The organism is Cobetia sp. D5, from assembly GCF_035666195.1.
GTDB classification, from domain to species: domain Bacteria; phylum Pseudomonadota; class Gammaproteobacteria; order Pseudomonadales; family Halomonadaceae; genus Cobetia; species Cobetia amphilecti.
Map to the genome: position 1 here is coordinate 1,987,469 of NZ_CP142020.1, position 25,235 is coordinate 2,012,703.

General features: G+C 61.4%; 23 protein-coding genes. 18 read left to right on the forward strand and 5 right to left on the reverse strand.

Features of this window, described 5'->3' with window-relative positions:
• Positions 1–68: 68 nt before the first annotated feature.
• Positions 69–1,121 carry a D-2-hydroxyacid dehydrogenase gene (locus tag U0O11_RS08305; RefSeq protein WP_215824406.1) on the reverse strand — a complete coding sequence of 351 codons (1,053 nt, stop codon included), beginning with the start codon at positions 1,119–1,121 and terminating at the stop codon, positions 69–71.
• Between the two features lie 319 nt (positions 1,122–1,440).
• Here U0O11_RS08305 and U0O11_RS08310 point away from each other — a divergent pair, with 319 nt between their 5' ends.
• From U0O11_RS08310 to U0O11_RS08370, 13 genes are all read left to right on the forward strand, one after another.
• On the forward strand, positions 1,441–1,665 hold the full coding sequence (locus tag U0O11_RS08310; RefSeq protein WP_043333602.1) for an FmdB family zinc ribbon protein: 225 nt from the start codon (positions 1,441–1,443) through the stop codon (positions 1,663–1,665).
• 147 nt (positions 1,666–1,812) lie between these two features.
• Positions 1,813–3,600 (forward strand): aspartate--tRNA ligase, encoded by a 1,788-nt coding sequence (gene aspS / locus U0O11_RS08315; RefSeq protein ID WP_043333603.1) that lies wholly within the window; start codon positions 1,813–1,815, stop codon positions 3,598–3,600.
• A 280-nt stretch (positions 3,601–3,880) separates the two neighbouring features.
• Positions 3,881–4,459 carry a crossover junction endodeoxyribonuclease RuvC gene (ruvC, locus tag U0O11_RS08320; RefSeq protein ID WP_043333606.1) on the forward strand — a complete coding sequence of 193 codons (579 nt, stop codon included), beginning with the start codon at positions 3,881–3,883 and terminating at the stop codon, positions 4,457–4,459.
• Positions 4,460–4,771: 312 nt separating this feature from the next.
• A complete protein-coding gene (ruvA, locus tag U0O11_RS08325) occupies positions 4,772–5,386 on the forward strand; it encodes a Holliday junction branch migration protein RuvA (protein WP_215824407.1) in 615 nt (204 codons plus the stop codon).
• Between the two features lie 240 nt (positions 5,387–5,626).
• Positions 5,627–6,670 carry a Holliday junction branch migration DNA helicase RuvB gene (gene ruvB / locus U0O11_RS08330; RefSeq protein WP_043333609.1) on the forward strand — a complete coding sequence of 348 codons (1,044 nt, stop codon included), beginning with the start codon at positions 5,627–5,629 and terminating at the stop codon, positions 6,668–6,670.
• Positions 6,667–7,101 carry a tol-pal system-associated acyl-CoA thioesterase gene (ybgC, locus tag U0O11_RS08335; RefSeq protein WP_176677072.1) on the forward strand — a complete coding sequence of 145 codons (435 nt, stop codon included), beginning with the start codon at positions 6,667–6,669 and terminating at the stop codon, positions 7,099–7,101. Before ruvB ends, ybgC begins: the two co-directional genes overlap by 4 nt.
• Positions 7,102–7,236: 135 nt before the next feature.
• Positions 7,237–7,914, forward strand: a complete 678-nt coding sequence (tolQ, locus tag U0O11_RS08340) for a protein TolQ (protein ID WP_215824408.1) — start codon at positions 7,237–7,239, stop codon at positions 7,912–7,914.
• 14 nt (positions 7,915–7,928) lie between these two features.
• Entirely contained in the window at positions 7,929–8,375 is a 447-nt protein-coding gene (gene tolR / locus U0O11_RS08345) for a protein TolR (protein WP_054556687.1), read from the forward strand.
• A 3-nt stretch (positions 8,376–8,378) separates the two neighbouring features.
• A complete protein-coding gene (tolA, locus tag U0O11_RS08350; protein WP_215824409.1) occupies positions 8,379–9,578 on the forward strand; it encodes a cell envelope integrity protein TolA in 1,200 nt (399 codons plus the stop codon).
• Positions 9,575–10,867 (forward strand): Tol-Pal system beta propeller repeat protein TolB, encoded by a 1,293-nt coding sequence (gene tolB / locus U0O11_RS08355; RefSeq protein WP_107334808.1) that lies wholly within the window; start codon positions 9,575–9,577, stop codon positions 10,865–10,867. Before tolA ends, tolB begins: the two co-directional genes overlap by 4 nt.
• Before the next feature lie 70 nt (positions 10,868–10,937).
• Positions 10,938–11,447, forward strand: coding sequence for a peptidoglycan-associated lipoprotein Pal (gene pal / locus U0O11_RS08360; RefSeq protein WP_054556684.1), 510 nt, complete (start codon positions 10,938–10,940; stop codon positions 11,445–11,447).
• A gap of 138 nt (positions 11,448–11,585) precedes the next feature.
• Positions 11,586–12,371 carry a tol-pal system protein YbgF gene (ybgF, locus tag U0O11_RS08365; protein ID WP_107334807.1) on the forward strand — a complete coding sequence of 262 codons (786 nt, stop codon included), beginning with the start codon at positions 11,586–11,588 and terminating at the stop codon, positions 12,369–12,371.
• 209 nt (positions 12,372–12,580) lie between these two features.
• Positions 12,581–13,345 (forward strand): YciK family oxidoreductase, encoded by a 765-nt coding sequence (locus U0O11_RS08370; RefSeq protein ID WP_054556682.1) that lies wholly within the window; start codon positions 12,581–12,583, stop codon positions 13,343–13,345.
• A gap of 225 nt (positions 13,346–13,570) precedes the next feature.
• On the opposite strand, the gene U0O11_RS08375 is transcribed toward U0O11_RS08370, so the two are convergent.
• Positions 13,571–14,251 carry an HAD-IA family hydrolase gene (locus U0O11_RS08375; RefSeq protein ID WP_215824540.1) on the reverse strand — a complete coding sequence of 227 codons (681 nt, stop codon included), beginning with the start codon at positions 14,249–14,251 and terminating at the stop codon, positions 13,571–13,573.
• Between the two features lie 2 nt (positions 14,252–14,253).
• On the reverse strand, positions 14,254–15,015 hold the full coding sequence (ubiG, locus tag U0O11_RS08380; RefSeq protein WP_197738737.1) for a bifunctional 2-polyprenyl-6-hydroxyphenol methylase/3-demethylubiquinol 3-O-methyltransferase UbiG: 762 nt from the start codon (positions 15,013–15,015) through the stop codon (positions 14,254–14,256).
• 225 nt (positions 15,016–15,240) lie between these two features.
• Between ubiG and mtnA the strand changes: the two genes are divergently transcribed.
• The 3 genes from mtnA (at position 15,241) to U0O11_RS08395 (ending at position 18,785) form a co-directional block, all read left to right on the forward strand.
• The gene (mtnA, locus tag U0O11_RS08385) at positions 15,241–16,425 is read left to right on the forward strand and encodes an S-methyl-5-thioribose-1-phosphate isomerase (protein ID WP_215824410.1); all 1,185 of its coding nucleotides are present in this window, start codon (positions 15,241–15,243) and stop codon (positions 16,423–16,425) included.
• A gap of 185 nt (positions 16,426–16,610) precedes the next feature.
• The gene (gene galU, locus U0O11_RS08390; protein WP_054556681.1) at positions 16,611–17,495 is read left to right on the forward strand and encodes a UTP--glucose-1-phosphate uridylyltransferase GalU; all 885 of its coding nucleotides are present in this window, start codon (positions 16,611–16,613) and stop codon (positions 17,493–17,495) included.
• A 3-nt stretch (positions 17,496–17,498) separates the two neighbouring features.
• Positions 17,499–18,785, forward strand: coding sequence for a nucleotide sugar dehydrogenase (locus U0O11_RS08395; protein ID WP_107334805.1), 1,287 nt, complete (start codon positions 17,499–17,501; stop codon positions 18,783–18,785).
• A gap of 232 nt (positions 18,786–19,017) precedes the next feature.
• Here the strand turns inward: U0O11_RS08395 and U0O11_RS08400 are convergent, their stop codons facing one another.
• Positions 19,018–20,145: an alcohol dehydrogenase family protein gene (locus U0O11_RS08400; protein ID WP_215824411.1), complete on the reverse strand. Its 1,128-nt coding sequence runs from the start codon at positions 20,143–20,145 to the stop codon at positions 19,018–19,020.
• Between the two features lie 392 nt (positions 20,146–20,537).
• Positions 20,538–21,122 (reverse strand): superoxide dismutase, encoded by a 585-nt coding sequence (locus U0O11_RS08405; protein ID WP_043334256.1) that lies wholly within the window; start codon positions 21,120–21,122, stop codon positions 20,538–20,540.
• A 654-nt stretch (positions 21,123–21,776) separates the two neighbouring features.
• Here U0O11_RS08405 and U0O11_RS08410 point away from each other — a divergent pair.
• Entirely contained in the window at positions 21,777–22,973 is a 1,197-nt protein-coding gene (locus tag U0O11_RS08410) for a hypothetical protein (protein ID WP_215824412.1), read from the forward strand.
• A gap of 153 nt (positions 22,974–23,126) precedes the next feature.
• Positions 23,127–25,190 (forward strand): autotransporter assembly complex protein TamA, encoded by a 2,064-nt coding sequence (gene tamA / locus U0O11_RS08415; protein WP_215824413.1) that lies wholly within the window; start codon positions 23,127–23,129, stop codon positions 25,188–25,190.
• The last annotated feature ends 45 nt before the right edge of the window (positions 25,191–25,235 follow it).

The window sequence follows — 25,235 nt, forward strand, 5'->3', positions numbered from 1 at the left end:
CGCTCACACCTGCCACTCGGCGTCAGTGGCTGTCATCGCGAGGTTGAGGCCGCGAGGCTGTGGCCGTGTCAGGCATGTTCGCTCAGGAATGTCTCGATATTGGCCAGACTGAGATCGAGCATGTTCTGGCGCGCCTCCTGGCTGATCCAGGCATTGTGCGGCGTGACGATCAGGTTCAAGGGTGCACTCGCCGAATGGTGCTGGCTTTCCAGGGCCGAGAGCAGCGAGTGGCCTTCACGTGGCGGCTCCTCCGGCAGGCTATCCACCGCCAGGCCGCCGAGTTGTCCGGTGGCCAGTGCCTCCAGCGCTGCGTCCTCGTCGATGATGCCCCCACGGGCGCAATTGACCAGCAATGCACCGGGCTTCATGGCGGCGAGCGCCTGTTCATCGATCAGATGCTGCGTCTCTGGGGTCAGCGGGCAGTGCAGGCTGATGGCGTCAGCCTGGGGCAGCAGGCTTTCCAGCGCGGGGCGCTCGGCAGTGGGAGCTGTGCCCGGTCGGGCGGCAAAGGTCACGCGCATGCCGAACGCCTCGGCCAGCCTGCCCACCGCAGTGCCGAGCTCCCCCTTGCCGATGATGACCAGATGCTTGCCGGACAGCTGCACCACGGGGCGGCCCATCAGGCAGAAGGTCGCGCTGCGTTGCCACTCGCCTGCGGCGATGTCGGTCTGGTATTCCGGCAGGCGGCCTGCCAGTGCCAGCATCAGCATCCAGGTGTGCTGCGCCACCGAGTGAGTGCCGTAGGCATTGACATTCATGACCCGAATGCCGCGTGCTTCGGCGGCCGCCATGTCGATATTGTTGGTGCCGGTCGCCATCACCGCGATCAGCTTGAGGGTCGGCAGCTCATCCATGTGGTGCGCCTCGATGCGTACCTTGTTGACCAGCACGATGGAGGCACCGCTCAGTCGTGGCACCACTTCCTCGGGCGTGGTCGCGTCATGACAGACCAATCCTTCCAGGCGGGCCTCGAGACCCGAGAAGTCCAGCCCGTCACCGACGGAGCCGGCATCGAGCATGACGGCCTGCGGGGCGCCGGTGGACGAGGCAGGCTCGCAGTGAGAGGAAGCGGGAGTGGAAGAATGAGAGGGAGACTGCGCAGTACGATCGTGATCGGACATAGGTGCCTCATGATGGCGTAGGAAGATAGATAGGAAGACAGAAAGGCTGGCCCGGAAATGACGAGTACGTAGCGTCTGGGCCGGTTTGTGCTTGGGTGTTGCCCCGCACGGGGCCGAGCACGCTATAATGTGCCCCTTTCGCTTTGACTTGAAAGCCGCTCAACTGGCCTTATTGTAGGCGTCTCTTGCTGGTGCTTGCGAAAGCTCTCATGTTGGGGTCGCAGGCGCGCTGAACGCAAGATGCGCCGCAAGGCATAACATTGTCATGGTTCACGGTGCTCAGACAGCCCCGTGACCAGTATTGTCAGGAAAGAAAACCATGCCGATCTATGAATACCACTGCAAGGCCTGTGGCCATCGGATGGACAAGTTGCAGAAGATCAGCGCTGCGCCGCTGACGGAGTGCCCGGAATGCAAGACGGACCAGCTCGAGAAGCTGGTCTCCGCCGCCGGGTTCCGTCTGGCAGGCAGTGGCTGGTACGAGACGGATTTCAAGTCCGGCAGCAAGAAGAATCTGGCCGGTGGTAGCGACAGCACCGCCTGACACAGCTGGGATAGTGCGTCAGGCATCAGCGTGATGAGGGTCAAGGGCGCCCGGCGGGTACCCTTGACCCTCATCGCCAACGGCAGGCCCTCTGAGACAGATGCGCATCAGCGCGTCGATCATGAATTTGAGCAACAAGGAATCAACATGCGCAGCCACTATTGCGGCAAACTGAACGAGACCCTGATCGATCAGGATGTCACTCTGTGCGGGTGGGTGCACCGCCGTCGCGACCACGGTGGCGTCATCTTCCTCGACATGCGCGACCGTGATGGCATCGCCCAGATCGTCGTCGATCCGGACACCGTCGATGCCTTCGCCACTGCCGACAAGGCGCGCAGCGAGTTCGTGCTGCGTATCAAGGGCCGTATCCGTCTGCGCCCGGAAGGCACCCAGAACCCGAACATGCCGACAGGCATGATCGAAGTGCTGGCCAAGGACGTCGAAGTGCTCAACACCGCACAGACGCCGCCGTTCCAGCTCGACGACCACAACAAGGTCGGTGAGGAAGTTCGCCTCAAGTATCGTTATGTCGACCTGCGTCGTCCCGACATGATCGAGAAGCTGCGTCTGCGCTCGCGCATCACTCACAGCGTGCGCGCCCAGCTCGAAGCCCTGGGCTTCCTCGACATCGAAACCCCGATCCTGACACGTGCCACGCCGGAAGGCGCACGTGACTATCTGGTGCCGAGCCGCACCTACGCCGGCAGCTTCTTCGCACTGCCGCAGTCTCCGCAGCTGTTCAAGCAGCTGCTGATGGTCGCCGGTGTCGATCGTTACTACCAGATCGCCAAATGCTTCCGTGATGAAGACCTGCGCGCTGACCGTCAGCCGGAGTTCACCCAGATCGACCTCGAAGCTAGCTTCGTCGACGAGCAGGACATCATGGGCATGACCGAGACCATGATCCGTGGCCTCTACAAGGAAGTGCTCGATGTCGAGCTGGGTGACTTCCCGACCATGCCGTATTCCGAGGCCATCAGCCGCTTCGGTTCCGACAAGCCGGACTTGCGCATCCCGCTGGAACTGGTCGATGTCGATGACCTGATGAGCGGCGTGGACTTCAAGGTCTTCTCCGGTCCGGCCAAGGACGACAAGGGCCGTGTCGCCGCACTGCGTGTGCCGGGCGGTGCCAGCCTGTCACGCAAGGAAATCGACGCCTACACCAAGTTCGTCGGCATCTACGGTGCCAAGGGCCTAGCGTGGATCAAGGTCAACGAACGTGCCAAGGGCATCGAGGGTCTGCAGTCGCCGATCGTCAAGTTCATGGAAGACGTCGTGGATGAAGTGCTGGACCGCTGTGGCGCCGTCGATGGCGACATCGTGTTCTTCGGCGCTGACAAGGCCAACATCGTGGCCGAGGCCATCGGTGCGCTGCGCGTCAAGCTGGGTGAAGACCTCAACCTCTACACCCGCGAGTGGGCACCGCTGTGGGTCGTCGACTTCCCGATGTTCGAAGCCGATGCCAACGGCCGCCTGAGCGCGCTGCACCACCCGTTCACCGCGCCTTCCTGCACGCCGGAAGAGCTCAAGGCCAACCCGGAAGCGGCACTATCTCGCGCCTACGACATGGTCATCAACGGCACTGAGCTGGGTGGCGGGTCCATCCGTATCCATGACCAGGCCATGCAGCGTACCGTGTTTGAAGTGCTGGGCATCGGTGAAGAAGAAGCGGAAGAGAAGTTCGGCTTCCTGCTCGACGCCCTGAAGTTCGGCGCGCCGCCCCATGGTGGTCTGGCCTTCGGTCTCGACCGTCTGGTGATGCTGATGACTGGCGCCAAGACCATTCGTGAAGTGATTGCCTTCCCGAAAACCCAGAGCGCCGGCTGCATGATGACCGACGCCCCGGGCGTGGTCAGCGGTGAGCAGCTCAAGGAGCTGAACATCCGTCTGCGTCAGAAGGTCAAGGTCGAGGACGAAAGCGGTCAGGCCTGATTCAGCGGCGCATGACCGAGAGAGTGACTGGTGGGGCCGTCTGGACTGATTCGATCAGACAAGGGCGGTCCCTCAATGGCAGGTTTGTCCCTTTCGCCTGGTAGGCGAGGGGGCGAGCAAGCCCGACAAGGCGGTGCGAGACTGTTTGCTGGCGTTCACGTCAGGCAATGACAGTGTCGCACCGCCTTTTTTGTGGCATGGTGGCTGGTTATATACACAGTAAGAGCGATGGCGCGATGACGACAGCGAAGGTGGAAGGTGTGAGAGAAGAGGCGGCAGCATGATCATTCTTGGCATCGACCCGGGCTCACGTCTGACCGGGTACGGGGTATTGGATGTCTCAGCGGCCCAGCCTCGCTATGTGGACAGTGGCTGCATTCGCATGTCACAGGTCAGCCTAGATCAGCGCCTGGCGCAGATCTATGCCGGTATCAGCGAGGTGATCGCCCTGCATCGCCCCGCGGAATTCGCCATCGAGCAGGTCTTCATGTCCAAGAACGCCGATTCGGCGCTCAAGCTGGGCCAGGCGCGCGGAGCTGCCATCGTGTGTGCGGCCAATCACGGCTTGCCGGTGTTCGAATATGGGCCGCGGCAGATCAAGCAGGCCGTGACCGGTACCGGTGCCGCCGAGAAGTCTCAGGTGCAGCATATGGTCACGCATACGCTCAAGCTCTCCGCCACGCCGCAGGCTGATGCCGCCGATGCGCTGGCCATTGCCCTGACGCATTGTTTCGCACGTCGACGCCTGACGCCCGGCAATGATCAGCTGGAAGCCTTGGGGCTGGGGAATACCAGTCGACGCAAGGGAACCCGCGTGCGGCGTAGCAGCAGCTGGCGAGACTTCGAGCCCGACGCCTGACATGCCGCTGAGCGACAAATGCGGTATTGTGCTCAATTAATAGCGATTTTTCAGTCACTTGTAGAATGTCTGCCGAGCCTGGCAGCAGTCGATTGCGTGATGCGCCAAGCCGCGTGGCATCAGGCTTCGTGCCATCACCCAAGGTATGACTGTCAGAAAGATGCGACAAATTCGTCGTGACACTGGGACATGCCGCCTACGCTTCATCTTTGGTAGGCTTGCCCGCATTGTAACAATCCGTGCAGAGAATCGGGTCTGCGAGCAGCACGATCCCACCGAACACGTTCTCTGCCGAGCAAGGACAGCCGCAACATGATTGGACGCCTGACCGGGACATTGCTGGAAAAACAACCGCCGCAGCTGGTGCTTGATGTACAGGGTGTCGGTTATGAACTGGAAGCTTCGATGAACACCCTGTTGGGCTTGCCGGCCGTGGGCGAACATTGTCAGCTTTACACCCACTTGGTGGTGCGCGAAGACGCGCAGTTGCTGTATGGCTTCGGCAAGGAGCCCGAGCGTCGTCTGTTCCGTGAATTGATCAAGATCTCCGGTGTCGGCCCGCGTCTGGCGCTGGCGATTCTGTCGGGAATGGAGCAGTCCGATTTCATTCGCTGTGTGCACGACGAAGACAGCCGGGCGCTGACACGACTGCCGGGCGTCGGCAAGAAGACGGCGGATCGCCTGATCATCGAGATGCGTGATCGCCTCAAGCATTGGACGCTGCCGTCGGATGATGGGCTGGATGAAATGGCGCGTGCCTCCCAGCCGCAACCGCCGGTCACCCATCCTCTGGCGGATGCCGAAGCCGCGCTGGTGTCCCTGGGCTACAAGCCTGTCGAGGCGGCCAAGATGCTCTCCGGGCTCGAGACCGGCGCCTCCACGGAAGCGCTCATCAAGGCGGCGCTGGCGCGCAAGATGGCCAGCTGAGGCCCCGCCAGGGCAGCAAACATGCGCCCTATAGTTTCCGTGAAGGAAACGGCGCATCGTGATTGGATTTATTGACTAGGGGTTGGCAGGTTACTGGGGTAGAAAGTGCGCGCTTGAACGCAGATGCGCTAGATCGTTGCACCGCCCTGGCAAACCTTGCCACCTGCCACTGACGCACGTTCATGGCCCATGACCCGCGTCATGTGCGTGACCTGCGTCATCAGGAGTTGAGCAAGCATCATGATGGAGTCGGACCGACTGATCTCCGCGGCGACGCATGATCCGGAAGAGCGGATCGATCGCGCCAACCGGCCACGCACGCTGAGTGACTACATCGGACAGCCCATCGTCCGCGAGCAGATGGAAATCTTCATCAGTGCCGCGCGAGGACGAGGCGATAGTCTGGATCACACCCTGGTCTTCGGCCCGCCCGGACTCGGCAAGACGACGCTGGCGCATATCATCGCCAGCGAGATGAGTGTCGATATCAAGTCGACCTCCGGGCCTGTGCTGGAGCGGGCAGGGGACCTGGCAGCGATGCTGACCAACTTGCAGGAAGGCGATGTCCTGTTCATCGACGAGATACACCGGCTGTCACCGGCCGTCGAGGAAGTGCTCTATCCGGCGATGGAAGATTATCAGCTCGACATCATGATCGGTGAAGGCCCCGCGGCCCGCTCGATCAAGCTTGAGCTGCCACGATTCACCCTGGTCGGCGCGACGACGCGTGCAGGACTGCTGACGGCGCCGCTGCGCGATCGCTTCGGCATCGTCCAGCGCCTCGAGTTCTACGATATCGAGTCACTCACCGACATCGTGGCGCGCAGTGCCAGGCTTTCCGGCATGGAAGTCGAGATGGAAGGGGCGCTGGAGATTGCGCGTCGTTCCCGCGGCACGCCGCGTATCGCCAATCGCCTGCTGCGCCGGGTGCGTGACTTCGCTGAAGTGCGCTCGGATGGTCGCTTGACGCTGGAAGTGGCCGACAAGGCGCTCAACATGCTCAATGTCGACAGCCACGGCCTGGATCACATGGACCGTCGACTGCTTCTGGCAATGATCGAGAAGTTCGATGGCGGGCCGGTAGGGGTCGATTCATTGGCGGCGGCTATCGGGGAAGAGCGCGATACCATCGAGGATGTGCTGGAGCCCTACCTGATTCAGCAGGGCTTCATGATGCGCACGGCGCGTGGGCGTCTGGTCACGCGCTCGGCCTATCTGCACTTCGGGATCACCCCGCGTGAAGAGCAGGCGCGGCTGGGACAGGAAGGAAATGACGCGTCATGACATCTGAAGACGCAGGAAATACGTTGAAGGGTGAAGCTGCATGTTTTCACCACACTGTGCGCGTCTACATCGAGGATACTGATGCCGGTGGCATCGTCTACTACGTGAATTATCTGCGCTTCATGGAGCGCGCGCGCAGTGAATGGTTGCGAGCGAAGGGCTTCACGCAGCAAGCCTTGCTTGAAAAAGGCATTCAGTTGGTAGTACACAGTGTAACAAATCGTTATCTTCGTCCTGCGCATCTGGATGACCTGCTGACCGTGACGGCAACGGCAGGCGCCTTGCGCGGTGCACGCCTGACGTTCACCCAGAAGGCGCTGCGCGGTGAGCAGATCTTGAGCGAAGCGGAAGTCGTGATCGCTTGCGTCGATGCCACGACCTTGCGCCCCAGACGCTGGCCCGGGGAATTGCTTGCGGCTCTTGAGGTCTGAGATCACAAGGCGCAGATGAGGCCACTGCCAGCCAGGCGCCGAGGCGCCAGGCTGATGAACAGATTATTTATCGTGTCACTGATTGACGGTGGCACAGACTGAACCAAGTAAAGAGGGATTTCCGTGGAAGATTCGATGTCGATCATTTCGCTGTTCGTGAACGCCAGTCTGGTCGTTCAGGCAGTCATGTTGCTGTTGCTGGCAGCTTCCATTGCATCTTGGGTGGTGATCTTTCAGCGCGGGATGGCATTGTCCCGTGCCAAGCAGGCTTACGCGGCCTTTGAAAAGCGCTTCTGGTCCGGGGTCGACCTCAATCACCTCTATCGTGAATTGCCGACGGATGAAGAATCCACCCCGGGCGCCTCTGGCGTCTTCCGTGCCGGCTTCCGCGAGTACAGTCGCCTCAAGCCCAAGTCCCGCAATGCCGATGCGGTAATGGATGGTGTGCAACGCAGCATGCGCGTCACGCTGTCACGTGAAGAAGAGCGCCTGAACGTTCATCTGCCGTTTCTGGCCACGGTCAGCTCCGTCAGCCCCTATGTCGGCCTGTTCGGTACCGTGTGGGGCATCATGGGCTCCTTCCAGGCACTGGGTACGGCTCAGCAGGCAACTCTGACCACTGTCGCCCCCTGGATTGCCGAAGCATTGGTCGCGACCGCCATGGGCCTGTTCGCGGCAATCCCGGCCGTCATCTTCTACAACCGTCTGGCCAGCCGTGCTGATCAGTTGCTAGGCCGCTATGAAGACTTCGCCGAAGAACTTCACTCCATTCTGCATCGTAATCTGCACGGTCGTGGCAGCAACGACGCTTGAAGGGAGGCGAGTCAATGAAAGGACCGTATAGCAGAGGCCACAAGCGCAAGCTGTCCTCCGAGATCAATGTGGTGCCCTTCATCGACGTCATGTTGGTGTTGCTGGTCATCTTTATGATCACCGCGCCGATGATGACGCAGGGGGTTCAGGTCGAATTGCCCAAGGTCACCTCCAAGCCGATCGACAATCCCGATGATGTGACACCATTGATCGTCTCGCTGGACGACAGCGGCAATTACTACATCGACCTGGGGTCGGATGAAGACAAGCGCACGCCGGTGGCACTGGATGAACTGGGCAGCAAGGTCGCATCCATCGTGGCCGAGAAGCCCAAGACGCCCGTGCTGGTCAAGGGTGCCAAGACGGCGCCCTACGGCGATGTCATGGGGTTGATGAGCACGTTGCAGGGTGCCGGTGTCCCCAATGTCGGGCTGATTTCAGAACCACCGACCGAGGGCTGATGGATGAGTCAGCCAGAGATAGAACAGCGGGTCGGGTTGGGATTGCCTGTGGTGCTGGCCGTTGGCCTGCACCTGGGCATCCTGATTCTGACTCTGGTGAGTTGGCCAGAATCCGAACCGGAGAAGACCAACACCACCATCGTCAACGCGACACTGGTCAGTACCGAGACCACGACCAATCAGGCCCAGCAGGCGAAGTCCAGCAAGGCGCGTGATGCGGCCGAAGAATCCGATCAGCGCCAGAGCGCCAAGGAAGAGGCGGCCAGAGAGGCAGAGCTTGCAGCGGAGCAGCAACGCAGCGCCGCCGAGGAAAAGGCGGCTGCCCAGAAGGCGCAACAGCAAAAGGCGGCTGAGCAGGCCAAGGCGGCGGAGCAGTTGAAGGCTGAGCAGGCGGCGGCCGAAAAGGCCAAGGCAGAAGCGGCCAGGCGTGCAGAGGAAGCCAAGGCGATTGCCCTTGATCGCAAGAAAGCCGAAGCGGAAAAGCAGGCCAAGGCCGATGCCTTGAAGAAGGCGGAAGCCGAGAAGGCTGCCAAGGCCAAGGCGGAAGCCGAAAAGGCCGCCAAGGAAAAAGCCGCAGAAGAAGCGCGCAAGAAAGCCGAAGCAGAGAAGGCTGCCAAGGCCAAGGCAGACGCTGAAGCCAAGAAGGCGGAAGCCGAAAAGGCAGCCAAGGCCAGGGCAGCAGCGGAGAAGGCCGAGAAGGAAAAGGCGGCCAAGGCGGCAGCCGACAAGGCCGCCAAGGAGAAGGCAGCCAAGGCCAAGGCGGCGGAAGAAGCGCGCAAGAAGGCGGCCGCGGAAGCCGCACGCCAGAAGGCACTTGCCGAGAAAGCGGCGCAGGCCTCTGCCGGCTCGCTGGATAGCCTGATAGACAGTGAAAGCGACGCCATCAGTGGCGCCAAACAGGCCGCTCAGGCAGCCAATGGCTTCGAGAACCTGATTAAGAAGTATGTCGGACAGAATTGGAACCGGCCGTCTGGTACTACTCCTGGTATGAGAGTTTTCGTTCGCGTGTCTTTGCTGCCTACTGGGGAGTTGGTCTCCGCTGCGGTCAGCAAGAGCAGTGGCAACGCCGCCTTCGATCGATCGGCTATCCAAGCGCTTCAAAAAGCAGCACCATTCACAGAGATGCAGCAGTTGCCAGCTAGTGCTAAAAGTCAGTTCCGAAGCTTTACATTAGACTTCAATCCAGAGGACCTGGGCCGATGAGACGATTGACCGCATGGATGATGGCAGCCGCCTTGCTGGCAGTGACCAGCCTGGCAAGAGCTGACCTGACCATCGAGATCACCAAGGGCAATGACAGCGCCACACCTATCGCTGTCGTGCCGTTCGAGAATCTGACAGGGGGAAGTCTGCCGCAGGACCTCGCACGCATCATCTCCGATGACCTGGCGCGCAGTGGCCAGTTCGACCCGATCAAGCGCGACAATCTGATTGCGTTGCCGGGCACGACGCAGGACGTCTTCGTCAATGACTGGAAGCGTCTGGGGGCCAGTTACCTTGTGGTGGGCCAGGTAAAGACGGCCAGCAATGGCGGTTATAGCATCCAGTATGAGCTGATGGATGTGCTGGGCAACAAGCGCATGCTTGGCGAAGTCATCACCGGAAGCAATGGTGAGCTGCGCGCGCGTGGCCATTATATGAGCGATGAAATATTTGAGGAAATCACTGGAATTCGCGGTGCTTTCTCGACAAAAATCGCATACATTACCGCCAATGGTGTTGGCGACAATATTCGTTTTGCCCTGTACGTGGCGGATTCAGATGGCCACAATAGTCAGGAGATTCTGGCCTCCGATGAACCGATCATGTCACCGGCATGGTCGCCGGATGGCAAGAAGCTGGCCTATGTCAGTTTTGAAGCCGAACGTCCCGCTATCTATGTGCAGGAATTGGGCAGTGGTCGTCGTGCAAAACTGACAGGTTTCCGAGGCATCAATGGTGCCCCGGCCTGGTCGCCGGACGGACGTAAACTGGCAATGGCATTGTCAAAGGATGGCCAGCCGGAAATCTATGTGATGGATATTGCCAGCCGTCAGTTCCAGCGTCTGACCAACAATCCTGCGATCGATACCGAGCCGGATTGGTTGCCGGATGGTAGCGGTATGGTGTTCACCTCTGATCGTGCAGGCTCCCCACAGATCTATCGTCTTGATCTGTCCGGCGGCACGGAACGTGTGACATATACCGGCAATTACAACTCCCGCGGGCGCATCTCACCCGATGGAGAGAACCTGTTCATGATCAACCGCGCAGGCAACGGTTATCAGGTTGCCAAGCAAGATCTGAAGAGCGGTCGGGTTACCTCCCTGACCGATACTCAGTGGGATGAATCACCAAGTGTTGCGCCGAATGGCACTATGGTGATATATGCCACTCAGCAAGGAACCCGCGGGGTCCTGGGACAGGTGTCGGCAGACGGAAGGGCACAATTCTCCCTGCCGTCAGCACAAGGCGACGTGCGTGAACCTGCGTGGTCGCCGTTCCTGAACTAAACCACTAGAATGCAACTGAGCCACCAAGAAAGGCTTGGCATTCGTACCCATTAGAGCAAGGAGTTTCACAATGCAGTTCACCCCGTATGCAAAAGGTCTGTTGGTTGCCCTGTCCCTGAGCGTCATGGCAGGTTGTTCCAGCAGCGGCGGCGCTCAGGACGGCGACATGGATTCAGCCAACAGCGGTGCGAACACTGCCGGCATGAACACTGGTGCCAACAGCAACGCCAACCAGATGAGCAACGCCACCATGCCTGACGTGCGTACCATCTACTTCGCCTTCAACAAGGACACCATCCGTCCTGAGTTCGAAAGCGTCCTGATGGGTCACGCTCAGTACCTGAAAGCCAACACCAGCGCCAATGTCGTTCTGGAAGGCCACGCTGATGAGCGCGGTACTCGTGAATACAACCTGGGTCTGGGCGAGCGTCGTGCCAAGTCTGTCGCACGCTTCCTGACTGTCCAGGGCGTGTCTCCGTCACAGATCGAGATCGTCTCCTACGGTGAAGAGCGTCCGGCTGTCCAGGGCCACGGCGAGTCTTCCTACGCCAAGAATCGTCGTGTGGTCTTCGACTACTAAGTACGGTTCATCTCCGCGACTCTCCAATGAGCCGTGGAGACGCTAGAAACTTGTGTTGAGCTGGCCCGGGCAAGAGGCGTGTCCTTGAACCCCGGGCTTGCTTGCGCGATACCATGATGATTCGGCGGAGCCGACAGCATGAAACACAGCCTGAAAGGGTTGTTCGGTGCGGGAGCCTTGTTGCTCCCGTTGTCCGTTTTGGCCGCACCGACGGTCGAGGACCTCACTGGGCAATCAAACTCGCTCTATCAGCAGGCCAATACTCGTTTGAGTGGCGGCGGCACCCTGACCCTTCTCAATCAACTCGACGAACAGGCACAGGAAATTGCCCGACTTCGCGGCCGGATCGATGAGCTGGAATACCAGTTCAAGCGTCTGACCGAGATGTCGCAGCAACGCTACCTGGATCTGGAACAGCGGGTTTCTGGCGGCGCTTCCGCCGGGGAGAACGGTCAGGTTGTCGATTCACAGGCAGCAGCGGCAGTCACTGGCGGCGCAAGTGCCGGTGGTGCAGCCAGCACCAATGGCGCCAGCAATGCCGACAGCGGTGCAGCTGCCCAGAAGGATTACGAGAATGCCTTCGCCAAGGTGCAGTCTCGCGACTTCGACGGTGCCATTGTCGCCTTTGAAGCCTTCGTGGTGGACCATGGGGATTCCAACCTCGCCGCCAATGCCCATTACTGGCTGGGCGAGCTGTATTCGGCCAAGAACCAGCTGGATGCTTCTGCCCAGGCCTTCGACACCGTGATCAGCGAATTCTCGCAATCCAGCAAGGTGCCGGATGCGATGTACAAGCTGGGCCTGGTCAAGGCGCGTCAAGGCAAGGCGCAGGAAAGTCGCTCCTTGCTCGAGAAGCTGGTCCAGCAGTATCCGGACAGCAAGGCTGGCACCATGGCCAAGGACTTCCTGTCCTCCGGCGCCTGAGTGCCCGTGGCCATTGGCCACCTGTATTCCCCAAAGCCCGCGCTTGGTATTCTACCAGGTGCGGGCTTTGCGTTTTGTGGCGCTCGGCGCCTCATGCCATCGGCAGGCAACCCGGGCGCGCTTCATGTAGCCGAGCAAGTAATAATGCCGGTGAAGAGGCAGTGACTCTCATCGGCGGTTGACGACAGATCTCAGACAGGGATATCACCATGGCAGAGTGCAAGATCGACTATCAGGCCCCGGACGACATGCTGAAAGGGCGAATCATTCTGGTGACCGGGGCGGGGTCCGGCATTGGGCGTGAAGCGGCAGTCGAATACGCGCGCCATGGAGCGACAGTGATATTGCTGGGCAGAACCATTGCCAAGCTGGAAGAAGTCTACGACGAGATCGAGGCCTTGGGAGCACCGCAACCGGCCATCTATCCACTCAACTTCGAAGGGGCATCGCTCAAGGATTATCAGCAGATGGCTGATACCCTGCACAGCGAGTTCGGTCGTCTGGATGGCCTGCTGCACAACGCGAGCCTGCTGGGCAAGATCACTCCATTCGAGCAGTATGATCCGGCGCTGTGGGAGCAGGTCATGCAGGTCAATATCAATGGCCCCATCTGGATGGTCCAGGCATTGCTGCCGTTGCTCAAGGCCTCGAAGGACGCCTCCGTCGTGCTGACAAGCTCCAGTGTCGGGCGCAAGGGGCGTGCCTTCTGGGGCGCCTACAGTGTCTCCAAGTTCGCTACGGAAGGCTTCTCGCAGATGCTGGCTCAGGAACTGGAGAATACCAGCCAGGTGCGCGTCAATACGCTCAATCCCGGTGGGACGCGGACCCCGATGCGCAAGTCGGCGTTCCCGGCCGAAGACCCCGATACCTTGCGTACGCCCGCCGACATCATGCCGACCTATCTGTGGTTGATGGGGCCGGACAGTCGTGGTCATACCGGCGAGATGTTCGACGCCCAGCCGCCGAAAGTCTGAGCCTTTGTCAGCTGTCATCTCGCTAGCTGACGAGTGACGCCGCCAGGCGGGCCATTCGTCATACCCTGCAACAAGAACGCCGACGGCATTGGCCGTCGGCGTTCTTGTGTCTAGCTGCTTGTTTCTGGCTGCTTGTGTCTATCTTCTGATGTCCATCTACGGATCACCCGCTCGTGGGGGGCTGGTTCGTGCGAGCTTCGTGTGAGCTACGTGCGTGTCGCTCGGTCAGTGCAGGTCCGCTGCCCGCAGCGCGGCATTGATGACTTCTTCCGAGGTGTCAAACCACACATCGGCAGGCCAGGCGTCCACATCGTCGCCCTCGCGGACATAGCCGTAGCGCACCGCGACCGCCAGCATGCCCGCCGCGCGTGCCGCCTGCATGTCACGGTCGTGGTCCCCCAGATACCAGCATTCGGAGGCGTCGACACCGAGGCAGCGTGCCGCCTCCCACAGCGGCTCTGGATGCGGCTTCTTGACCGGCAGGTCATCGGCACACAGCAGACAGCCGGGCGTGAGCTTGAGTGCGGCGATCAGCGGCTCGGCGAACTGACGGGGCTTGTTGGTCACGATGCCCCACGGCAGGCCGGCGCGCTGACAGATTTCGATCAGGGCGTCATAGCCCGGGAACAGCACACTGTGCGCCGCGACATCGCGGGCATAGAACTCCAGCAGACGAGTGCGCTCGCTGGCGTGTTTGGGGTGATCGAGCTCATGACCCAGGGCCAGCGTCACCAGAGCGCTGCCACCATGCGAGACTTCGGCGCGAATCACGTCGTAGTCCAGCGCCGGCAGGGTGTGATGCTGACGCAGCTCATTGGTGGCGCGCGCCAGGTCTGGCGCGGTGTCCACCAGGGTGCCATCGAGATCGAAGATCAAGGCGGCGGGACGAGGTAGCGCTGCCGGCAGGCTCACGCAAGCTCTTCCTCGGTCGGGCGACGCGTGTGCATCAGATAGTTGACGGTAAGGTCGGAGGAATTCAGGCGATATTTGCGCGTCAGCGGGTTGTAGGTCATGCCGGTGGAGCCTTCCATCTTGAGGCCCGCATCGCGTGTCCAGCGACCCAGCTCGGCCGGACGGATGAACTTGCGATACTCGTGGGTGCCACGCGGCAGCATCTGCAGCACATATTCCGCGCCGAGAATCGCGAAGGCATACGCCTTGGGATTGCGGTTGATGGTCGAGAAGAACACCATGCCGCCGGGCTTGACCAGCCGTGCGCAGGCCGCGATCACCGAGGATGGGTCCGGCACGTGCTCGAGCATTTCCAGACAGGTGACGACGTCGAACTGGCCGGCCATCTCTTCTGCGGCGGCTTCGGCGGTGGTCTGGCGGTAGTCCACCTCGACACCGGACTCCAGCTGATGCAGGCGGGCAACGGACAGCGGCGCCTCACCCATGTCGATACCCGTCACCTGGGCGCCACGATGCGCCATGGCTTCGGAGAGAATGCCGCCACCGCAGCCGACGTCGATCACGCGCTTGCCTGCCAGGCCAGCGTGGGTGTCGATATAGTCGACCCGCAACGGATTGATGTCATGCAGCGGCTTGAATTCACTGTCACGGTCCCACCAGCGACTGGCCAATGCCGAGAACTTGGCGATCTCGCTGGCATCGACATTGCCCAGATGGTCCTGGGGCTGGGCATCTTGCTGGGTGTCGTTATCGCTCATCTTTGCATCCTTACCGTTACGGAAGTGCTGTTCGGGAAGTGGCAGGCCTGTACAGGCACCTTACCCTCGGGCACGATTCCACCATTCTAATCCGACTGCCGTCGCGGGTCAGCGTCCAGCGCAAAAAACTCATCATGACGGGCACTTGCGTTACGATGGGGCGGGGCGTCGCGCCACGCGCGATGACCAGTCGTCATTATTGTCATGTAGCAACGGGGAGTGGTCATGAGCCTGGTTCCGATTCGCTGGGTAAGCCAGCAAGAGTGTGCGTCGCGGGAAGAAGACACGGCAGGCACCCCGCCCGATGCCAGCACTGACGTCACTCATGATGTCACTTCTGATGCCACTCAGCCGGCGGTGAAGCTTGCGCTGCTCGACCAGCGTCTGCTGCCGGGTGAGACCCGCGAGGTGCTGCTCGAGGATGCACGCGGGGTCGCGACTGCCATTACCGACATGGTGGTCCGCGGTGCACCGGCCATCGGGATCGCCGCCTCCTATGGCGTGGCGCTGGAGGCTTTCGTCATCAACCGCGAGGGCGGTGACTGGCAGTCACGCCTGGCCAGCGCCTGTGATGTGCTGGCTGCCTCGCGCCCGACAGCGGTCAACCTGTTCTGGGCGCTGGATCGCATGCGCAAGGTGATTGCCGCACACGCCACCCGGTCGCAGGCCCCGTATGAGGCGTTGCTGAAGGAGGCCGTGCGCATTCACGAGCAGGATCTGGATGACAATCTGCGCATGGCCGAGTTTGGCGCCCAGGTGATTGCGGCCTCCCTCGTGCAAGGCGAGACGCGGTGCGAGGTCATGACCCACTGCAATACCGGCGCGCTGGCCACCGGCGGCCACGGCACGGCCTTGGGCGTGATCCGTACCGCCTACGCCCAGGGCATACTCGGCCGTGTGCATGTCAACGAGACACGTCCCTGGTGGCAAGGCTCTCGCCTGACGGCGTGGGAGCTGGTGCAGGAGAAGATTCCCGCGCGTCTGGCCGTGGAAGGCGCAGCCTCGCTGATCATGCAGCAGGGTGCCCGGACGCCGGAAGGGGTGCGCTGGTTGATCGTCGGCGCGGACCGCATTGCGGCCAACGGCGATACAGCCAACAAGATCGGTACCTTCTCGCTGGCCGTTCAGGCGCGCGCCCATGGCATCAAGGTCATGGTGGTGGCCCCGCTGGCCACCTTCGATGGCAGCCTGGCCAGTGGCGCGGACATCCCCATCGAGACGCGCGACGCCGCCGAGCTGCGCGAGGCGGGTGGTCGTCAGATCGCGCCGCAGGACATCGATGTCTTCAATCCGGTCTTTGATGTCACACCGCATGAGTATATTGATGCCATCGTCACCGAACATGGCGTGATAGAGTCGCCCGATAGCGACAGTGTCGGTGCGCTGCTCGGGCGCGCCATGCGCCGCTGATGGCGTTTCACAGAGTGGTAGCGCTTACCAAGCCTCGGATAGTGCAGGAATTTCGCACTCCTTGATCAAACTGGCATAATCTCTGCCTATGATGAAGGATGGTCGTTGATTGGCTTCGACGACAGTAACTCGGTGGAGGTCCTTCGACGGGCTTCACCACGACATAGACACAAGGAAGACGCTACATGATACGCAAGGCTGTTCTGCCTGTTGCCGGTCTCGGCACACGTTGCCTCCCGGCCTCCAAGGCCATCCCCAAGGAAATGATCACCATCGTCGACAAGCCGGTGATCCAATATGTGGTGGAAGAAGCGGTCGCAGCCGGTATCAAGGAAATCGTGCTGGTCACCCATTCCAGCAAGAATGCCATCGAGAATCACTTCGACAAGCACTTCGAGCTGGAAACCACCCTGGAAGCCAAGGGCAAGCTCGAGCTGCTCGAACAGCTGCGTAACATCATCCCGGATGACGTCAAGATCATCAGCGTGCGCCAGCCGGAGCCGCTGGGCCTGGGCCACGCCGTGCTGTGTGCCAAGCCGATCGTCGGTGATGAGCCGTTCATCGTCATGCTGCCGGACGTGCTGGTCGATGGCGAAGGGCTCGAGAAGAATGACCTGGCGCGCATGATGGAGGCCTACGAAGCCACCAACGCCGCCCAGATCATGGTCGAGAATGTTCCGCAGGACATGGCCTACAAGTACGGTATCGTCGCGATCGACGGCGACACGCCGGAAGCCGGCAAGTCCGCCCTGATCAATGGCATGGTCGAAAAGCCGGCCCCGGGCACCGAGCCGTCGACCCTGGCGGTCATCGGCCGTTATCTGTTGCCGGGTCGTATCTTCGAGCTTCTGGAGAACACTCCGCCGGGCGCGGGTGGTGAGATCCAGCTGACCGATGCCATCGACACCCTGCGTGACGACAAGGCCGTCGCGGCCTACCGCATGGCCGGTGATACTTACGATTGCGGTCACCAGCTGGGCTATCTTGAAGCGACTCTTTCCTTCGCCAAGCGTCACCCGACCTTCGGTGAAGGCTTCCGCGAGCTGCTGACTCGCTACCAGGAGAAATAAGCCATGCAGGTGCTGGTGCACGGAAGCGAACTGGCGGCGGCAACGGCCAGCGCCGCTCTGGCGAGCGTGGGTCACCGTGTCTGGTGGTGGCCACATGAGGACATGGACTGGGCTGCCCTGGAACGCGTCGACTGGTTGAACAGTGAGCCAGGCCTGCGCGAACGTCTTGATCGCCATCGGGAACGGGGCGATCTCACTCTCATCGAGGACCTCGAGTCACTGCGGCGCATCGATATCCACTGGATCGCCGTCTCGCCGGACCAGCGCGAAAGCGCGCTGAGCCGTGTCGAGCAGCTGGTGGCGACCCTGGATGAGCCGCTGGTGCTGGTCAACAACTCGACCTTCCCGGTGGGTACGACCGAGCGTTTCGAGGCGTTGCTGCCGCGTGACGACCAGTACGCCGTCGCCTTGCCGGACATGCTGGAGGAGGGCCGTTCACTGGCCACCTTCGAGCGTCCGGCCCGTTGGTTGCTGGGCAGCGAAGCGGAACCTGCCACCCTGCGGGTGCAGGAGCTGCTGCGTGCCTTCAACCGGCGTGAAGATGTCTTCCAGATCATGCCGCGCCGCGCCGCCGAACTGACCAAGCTGGCCATCAACGGCATGCTCGCGACGCGTATCAGCTACATGAACGAAGTGGCGGGTCTGTCCGACTCCCTCGGCGTCGATGTGGAATATGTGCGTCAGGGCATGGGCGCCGATCCGCGCATCGGCTTCGGCTATCTCTATCCGGGCTGTGGGTTCGGTGGCCCGAACTTCTCGCGTGACCTGATGCGTCTGGCCGATGTCCAGCACCAGACAGGGCGGGAATCGATGCTGCTCGAGCATGTGCTCGACATCAACGAGGCCAAGAAGGAGACGCTGTTCCGCAAGCTGTGGCAGCACTTCGATGGTGAATTGCGCGGTCGTACCGTGGCGATCTGGGGCGCGGCCTTCAAGCCGGGTACCGCGCGTATCGACCATGCACCGGTCTTGACCTTGCTTGAGGCGCTGTGGGCCCAGGGCGTGCGCGTGCGCGTGCATGATCCCGCGGCCTTGTCGGCGCTGGGGGAGGCCTGTGGTGCGCATCCGTTGCTGGAGCTGGTCGATGGCAACATGTATGACGCCCTGGAGGGCGCTGATGCCCTGATGCTGGTCACCGAGTGGAAGTGCTACTGGAACCCGGACTGGCAGCGCCTGAAGCGTGAGCTGGGCGCGGGCCTGGTGCTCGATGGCCGCAACATCTTCGACCCGCGTTACGTGGCAAGCCAGGGGCTGGTCTATCGCGGCATCGGCCGCCGTGCCAGCCCCTGATGGGCAACTCGGTGGGTCAGGCTGACGGGCTCTGAAGTTGATGTTCTCTCAGACTGACGCTCCTTCAGGCTGACCCTTGCGTGCTCAGTATGCAAAAGCCCTCATCCGGTTCCGGATGAGGGCTTTTTGTCGTGGGCTCAGGTTTGAAATCTAGGCCGCCAGGCTTTACATCATGAGCGCCAGGCCTTTTATGCAGACCGCCAGGCTTTTCATGATGACCGCCAGGCTGTCTTCAGGCCCAGGGCTCGAGCACGAACTTGCCCACGTGGCCCTTGCTCAGAAACTGCTGTTGGGCAGTGACGATCTCGGTCAGCGGGAAGCTGGCCGCGATCAGCGGGCGAATCTCGCCTTGCTCCACATAGCGGATCAGATTGGGGAAGGTGGCTTCACACCAGGCAGTGGTGCCAAGCAGGCGCAGGTTCTTGAGGTACAGGTCGCGCAGGTCCAGCGTCACCATCGGGCCAGCGATGGCGCCGGTGGTCACCAGACGGCCGCCACGCGCAAGCAACTTCATCATGACTGGAAAGTTGTCGCCCGCGACATTGTCGACCACCAGATCGACGCTTTCATGGCCCAGCTGCTCGAGCAGGTCGGCCTTGCGGTCCAGAAGCTTGTCGGCGCCAAGGTCTGCAAGAGCCTCATGCTTGGCAACGCCCGCCACGGCATACACCGTCGCGCCGCGGCGCTTGGCCAGCTGCAATGCAGCGGAACCGACCCCGCCCGAGGCGCCCAGAATCAGCACACGCTCGCCTGCCTTGAGCTCTGCCTGTTCGAGCATGTTCTCCGCCGTGCCGTAGGCACAGGGCAGGGAGCCAAGCTCGACATCGCTCCAGTCACAGTCCACCGCGAACACTTCACTGGCGCGCACGCTGACGAACTGCGAAAAGGCGCCGTCGAAATCCGAGCCCATCCATTCATTTTCCAGTGAGTCCCAGCCCTCGCTGCGCATGCAGGAGCGTACCAGCACGCGCTTGCCCAGTAGGCTGGCATCCGCATTCGGGCCCAATGCCACCACCTCGCCACAGCAATCCGTGCCCTGTATCAGGGGGAAGGGCGTCTCTCCCTTCCAGCCACCTTCCGGTGGCGCCGGCTTGTCAGTCGCCGCATCTGCATCCGCGTTGTCATGCACACTGCTGGCCTGTTGGGTCGCGGTAGTGATCGTGGAGGAATACCAGCCCAGACGCGTATTGATCTCGGTGTTGTTCATGCCAGCCGCCAGCACCTTGATCAGCACCTCGCCTTCACCGGGTGTCGGCACCGGGCGCTGCTGCGTCTCGAGGCATTCATAACCCCCATGGCCGGTGGTCACGATCGCCAGCATGGAGTCGGGCAGAGAGGAGGTCGAGGTGTCAGTGGGCATCGGTATTCCCTTTTTTCAAAGTATGTATTTCGTGCAGTCAAGGAATGCATTTCAAGCAGTGTGTGCCAACCATGTCGTCGAATCCCTGTGAGCGATCAAGGGGACGCAACGAGGTAGAGCATACGTTCTACTTCTACATCATTAGATAGGGGCACCACCGTCATTTGCAAGTCGACAGACGAGATTCTTCTCCTGGTGGTGCATACAGCGTAGCCAAGCCTTGCGTGTAGCAGGCTCGCGGCTGGGTGACGTTGTCTTGAACGAAAAAACCCCGCCAGGTGGCGGGGTTTTCAGAGCAGGGCGTCCAGGAGTCATATCAGGGTGACGTCGGTTGCCTTGGCTCAGCTGGAGTCTCGAGCGGTAACGACTCGGCCTCCTTATTCTGGGAAAGCTCAGGCTGCGAAGTTCTGTGCAGCGAATTCCCAGTTGATGATGTTCCAGATGCTTTCCAGGTACTTCGGACGCGCATTGCGGTAGTCGACGTAGTAGGCGTGCTCCCAGACGTCGACAGTCAGCAGCGGAGTCTGACCAGACTTGGCGATCGGGGTGTCAGCGTCGTCAGTGTTGACGATTTCCAGCTCGCCCTGGGCGTTCTTGACCAGCCAGGTCCAACCGGAACCGAAGTTGCCAGCGGCGGAAGTGTTGAAGGCTTCCTTGAAGTCAGCCACGGAGCCCCATTTGGCCACGATGGCGTCTGCCAGCGGGCCGGACGGCTCGCCACCACCATTCGGGGACAGGCAGTGCCAGTAGAAGGTGTGGTTCCACACCTGAGCTGCCTGGTTGAACAGACCACCCTGGGCGCTCTGGATGATCTCTTCGAGAGATTTTTCTGCGTCAGCAGTGCCTTCGACCATGCTGTTCAGCTTGGTGACGTAGGCTTGGTGATGCTTGCCGTAATGGTACTCAAGGGTCTCGGCAGAGATGGTCGGCTCGAGTGCGTTCTTTTCGTACGGCAGTGCTGGAAGTTCAAATGCCATGGGGATCAGCTCCTTTTCCTCACCAATTGGGTCGTACTCTGCCTTCGTGGGGCTTGGGGCTGAGTATTTCAATGCCTGATCTGCCATCGCGTGATGGAAGAGGGTCAGACAAGCACAGACTCAAGCTCCGCGACCAGCATCACTCCCGGCCCTGAAACTGGCCACCCGCTCAGGCAGCGGGCAAGGGCGAAAGTGCATGACTCGCCGTGCATCCTTCATGCCGTGGCTACGCGCATGAAATGTGCAATCAGCGTGAAAAACCTTGTGAATCCAGATAGCTACGAAGACAGAGGCTGCGCGTATCGCAGTGTCTGGCACTATAGCACCCAGACACCGACAGGCCAACGCTGGTGGGCACTGACCGCGGGATCCTCTCAAGCGTCTTGCAAGGCTCACGTGCATTGCCAGGCTTTTGCCACATTCCTGCCACTCTGCCCTCGATGACGGGCCGTGGCGGGAACCTGATGAGATGACCGAGGTCAGCTGTTAGACTCGATTTCCTGTACGTGAACCGTGACTTATCTTTTGCAGAACCTGCATGACTGTATTTTTATACAGCAAGGCGAAAAAGCGCACTTCCGGTCGTCTTGCGCCGCCTTGAAGATGCTGCGCTGAACCTTTCGCTGATGATCGTTTGCCGGACCTGGAGCCAGAATGCGGCCGCACAACGCTGAACCGTCTCTCAATGACTCACCGGACGATGCGCTGGTCGCGCGTCCCGACGATGCGCTTGGCGTGCATCACACTCGTCCCCCCGCGCCCAGACGCTGGCCGACGTGGCTTTGCCTCCTCGCCCTGGGGGGCGTGGTGGGCTGGCAACAGTGGCAGCTGCATGACCTGCAGACCCTCGGTGGCGATCAACGCGATCAGCTCGGCGCGCGTGTCAGCCAGCTCGAACGTTCCGTGGCCCAGCTTGAGCAGCAGGGTGATGAGCGCCTGAGCGAACTGCGTGATGCACTGGGTGAGCAACTCAGCGCCCTGGACCGCCAGTTGAATGACACTATCGTGCCGGCGCTGACCAACCTGCAGAAGGACAAGGCGTCCCTGTCCAGTGAGGCCGTCGCGCGTCTCGAGACGCTGGAAGACAAGGTGGCGAAGGACGCGGATGGCGCTCAAGAGCGTCTGACCGCCATGGACGAGGCGCTTGATCGCCTGGAGGGTCGCGTCACGACGCTTGCCCAGACAGATGACAACCACGCGACCCTGATCACGGCGCTGCAAGGCTCGATGGCGGCGCTGGAATCCCTCAGCCGTGATGGCCGTGCAGCGTTGGGCGCGCGCCTGGACGCCCAGTCGGCCACGCTTGAGCACCTCGAGCCGCTGGTGGACAAGACCTCCAGCACTCTGGACACGCTGGCTACCCGCATCGAGAGCTTGCAAAGCGATATCGAGAGCGAGGTTGAGAACAATAGCGCCGAGCAGTTGGCCTCGCTCGAGACTCGCCTCACGGCACTCAAGACGGACCTGGCCACGCAACAGACCCAGACGCGTGACTTGCAGCAATCGCAGCAGCAACTGAGCGAGACGCTGAAGTCACTGCCGGAGCCTGTGGAGGCCGCTGATGGCGATGAACTGGCCAGCAAGCTCAAGGGCCGTTTCGCGCCGCTTGACGAGCTGGCTGCGCTTGAGACCGCGCAACGCTCACTGGACTCCCAGCTGGGTGAGCTGCGCCGTCAGCAGACAGCGCTCAGTGCCGGCCTTGAAGCCAGCTCACAGGGAGCGTCAGAGGACACGCGAGAGCAGTTGCGCTCGCTGGATGCCAGCCGCCGTCAGCTGAGTGGCCGTGTCGCGTCGCTGCTGGGCCAGGTATCTGAGCTTGAGCAGCGCGTCAGCCGTCTGGAACGTCGCTGAGCTGGCTCCGCAGGGATATAAGCAATGAGATATGGCATGGTCCGCCACTCTGGCGGGCCATGTGACACGCCCCGTGATGACCGAGCGCCGCACGACATGATGAATGGGAACGATGGACAGTGCTTTCCACCAGCACTCAACAAAGGACGAATCATGAGTGGCGACAACAAAGAGTCTGCTCGAGCGACCGGGACGCGCGGTTTGCCGCATCGCTATCTGACGCCGCTGATCGTGTGTGGCGGCCTGTGCTTCGCGCCGCAGGCGCTGGCGATCGATGCCGCCGTCAAGGGCGTCAAGGGCGCGACGGCCACTAACGTGGTCAACTTCCTGGCCGGGATGACGCTTGAGGGCGATGCGCCGGCCGAGCGTTATGAGGATGAGATCATCCGGCGGACCCAGGAAGCGCTGCAGGCGTTCGGTTACTACGATGCCCAGATCACGCTCAGCTATCCCGAGAAGGGGTTGCTGGGCGGCGATGATGTGGTCGTGACGGTGGATGCCGGTGAGCCGGTCACCATCGAGACGCTGGAGCTGCGACTCGAGGGCGACGCCGCGCGCGACAAGGTCATGAAGAAGGTGCTGGCCGACGCCGACCTCGAGGAAGGCGATGTGCTGCGTCACTCTCGCTATGACAGTCTCAAGTCGACCCTGACGTCGCTCAGCCTCGAACGCGGCTATTTCGACACCTCCTTCTCCCAGCAGCGCATCGAGGTACGCCCCTGGCTGCACTCGGCACGCATCTATCTGGTCATGCAGAGCGGTCAGCGCTACCGCTTCGGCGATATCACCTACCTCAATAGTCAGATAGAGCTGGATCGCGTCAAGGCCATGCAGCCGTTCGAGACTGGTGATTATTACGAAGCCGGCAAGTTGACCCAGTTCAACCAGCGGCTGAGCGAGGCCGGCTGGTTCCGCTCGGCCGCGATCAAGCCACAGCTCAATCCGGGCGCCGAGCTCAAGACCACCAGCCCCGACAGCGAGATAAAGACACCTTATGCCCAGGCACAGGGCTATGAGGGCTCATGGCTTGCCGAGGTCGAGAGGGCTGAAATCGAGGCGGGGGATGAGAGCCGCCGCGCTGACGCGGCGTCCCCCTCGGACTCCACGGCGCCCGTCGCGCAGACCGCCGTGGAGGCTGATGACGCTGGCTCCGCTGTGGCTGGCACTACCGAAGCCGCCGGCAACGACACGCCGGTGCTGACGGGCGATGCGCTGGAGGCCGCGGTCAAGACGGCCAACGGCCCCATCATCCCCGTGGACATCAGCCTGATTCCCGCAGACCGTCACAAGTTCGAGACCGGTATCGGCTACGCGACGGATGTCGGGCCACGCCTGCAGTTCAGCTGGGAGATGCCGTGGGTCAATCGCTATGGCCATAGCCTGACCAACAGCCTGTTCCTGTCCTCGCCGGAACAGACCTTCGAGGGCGAATACCGCATGCCGCTCGAAGACCCGCTCAAGGATAGCTATGTCCTCGAGTACGGGATGTCGAACACCGACGATGAAGATACCGAGAGTCTCGAGACCACCGTGCGCTTCACCCGCGAGTGGAAGTTCGACAATGGCTGGACCCAGCGCGTGTTCTTCGGTTCCACCTATGAGGACTACACCCAGGCGGATGAATCCGGGGCCGTGCTGCTGCTGTATCCCGGCGTGAGCTGGAACCGCACCCGCACGCGCCCCAAGACCTTCCCGATGTGGGGCGACCGCCAACAGCTGACCTTCGAATACGGCGATCAGATGTGGGGCTCGGACGTGACCTTCCTGCGCTCCCAGTTCAACACCAACTGGATACGCTCCATCGGCGACAACCATCGTTTCGTGGCGCGCATGGGCGTCGGCCACGTAGATACCGACAACTTTGATGACATGCCACCCTCGATGCGCTTCTTCACCGGGGGCGACAACAGTGTGCGTGGCTATTCCTACGAGACACTCGCCCCGGAAGATGACGACGGCGACCTGGAAGGCGGTAGCTCGTTGCTCACCAGCAGCCTGGAATACGATTACCGCCTGACCGGCGACTGGTGGGGCGCGACCTTCTACGACGCCGGTAACGCCTTCAATGGCTGGGACGCACTCGAGCTCAAGACGGCGGCCGGCATGGGGATTCGCTGGATCTCGCCGGTGGGGCCGATTCGTCTCGATATCGCCCATCCCTTCGATGACGATGACAACGATTACCGTATTCACTTCTCGATCGGGCCGGAATTCTGAGCGGCTCGCGTCTCTTGAGCGAGTGTCGTGCGGATCAAGCGCCAG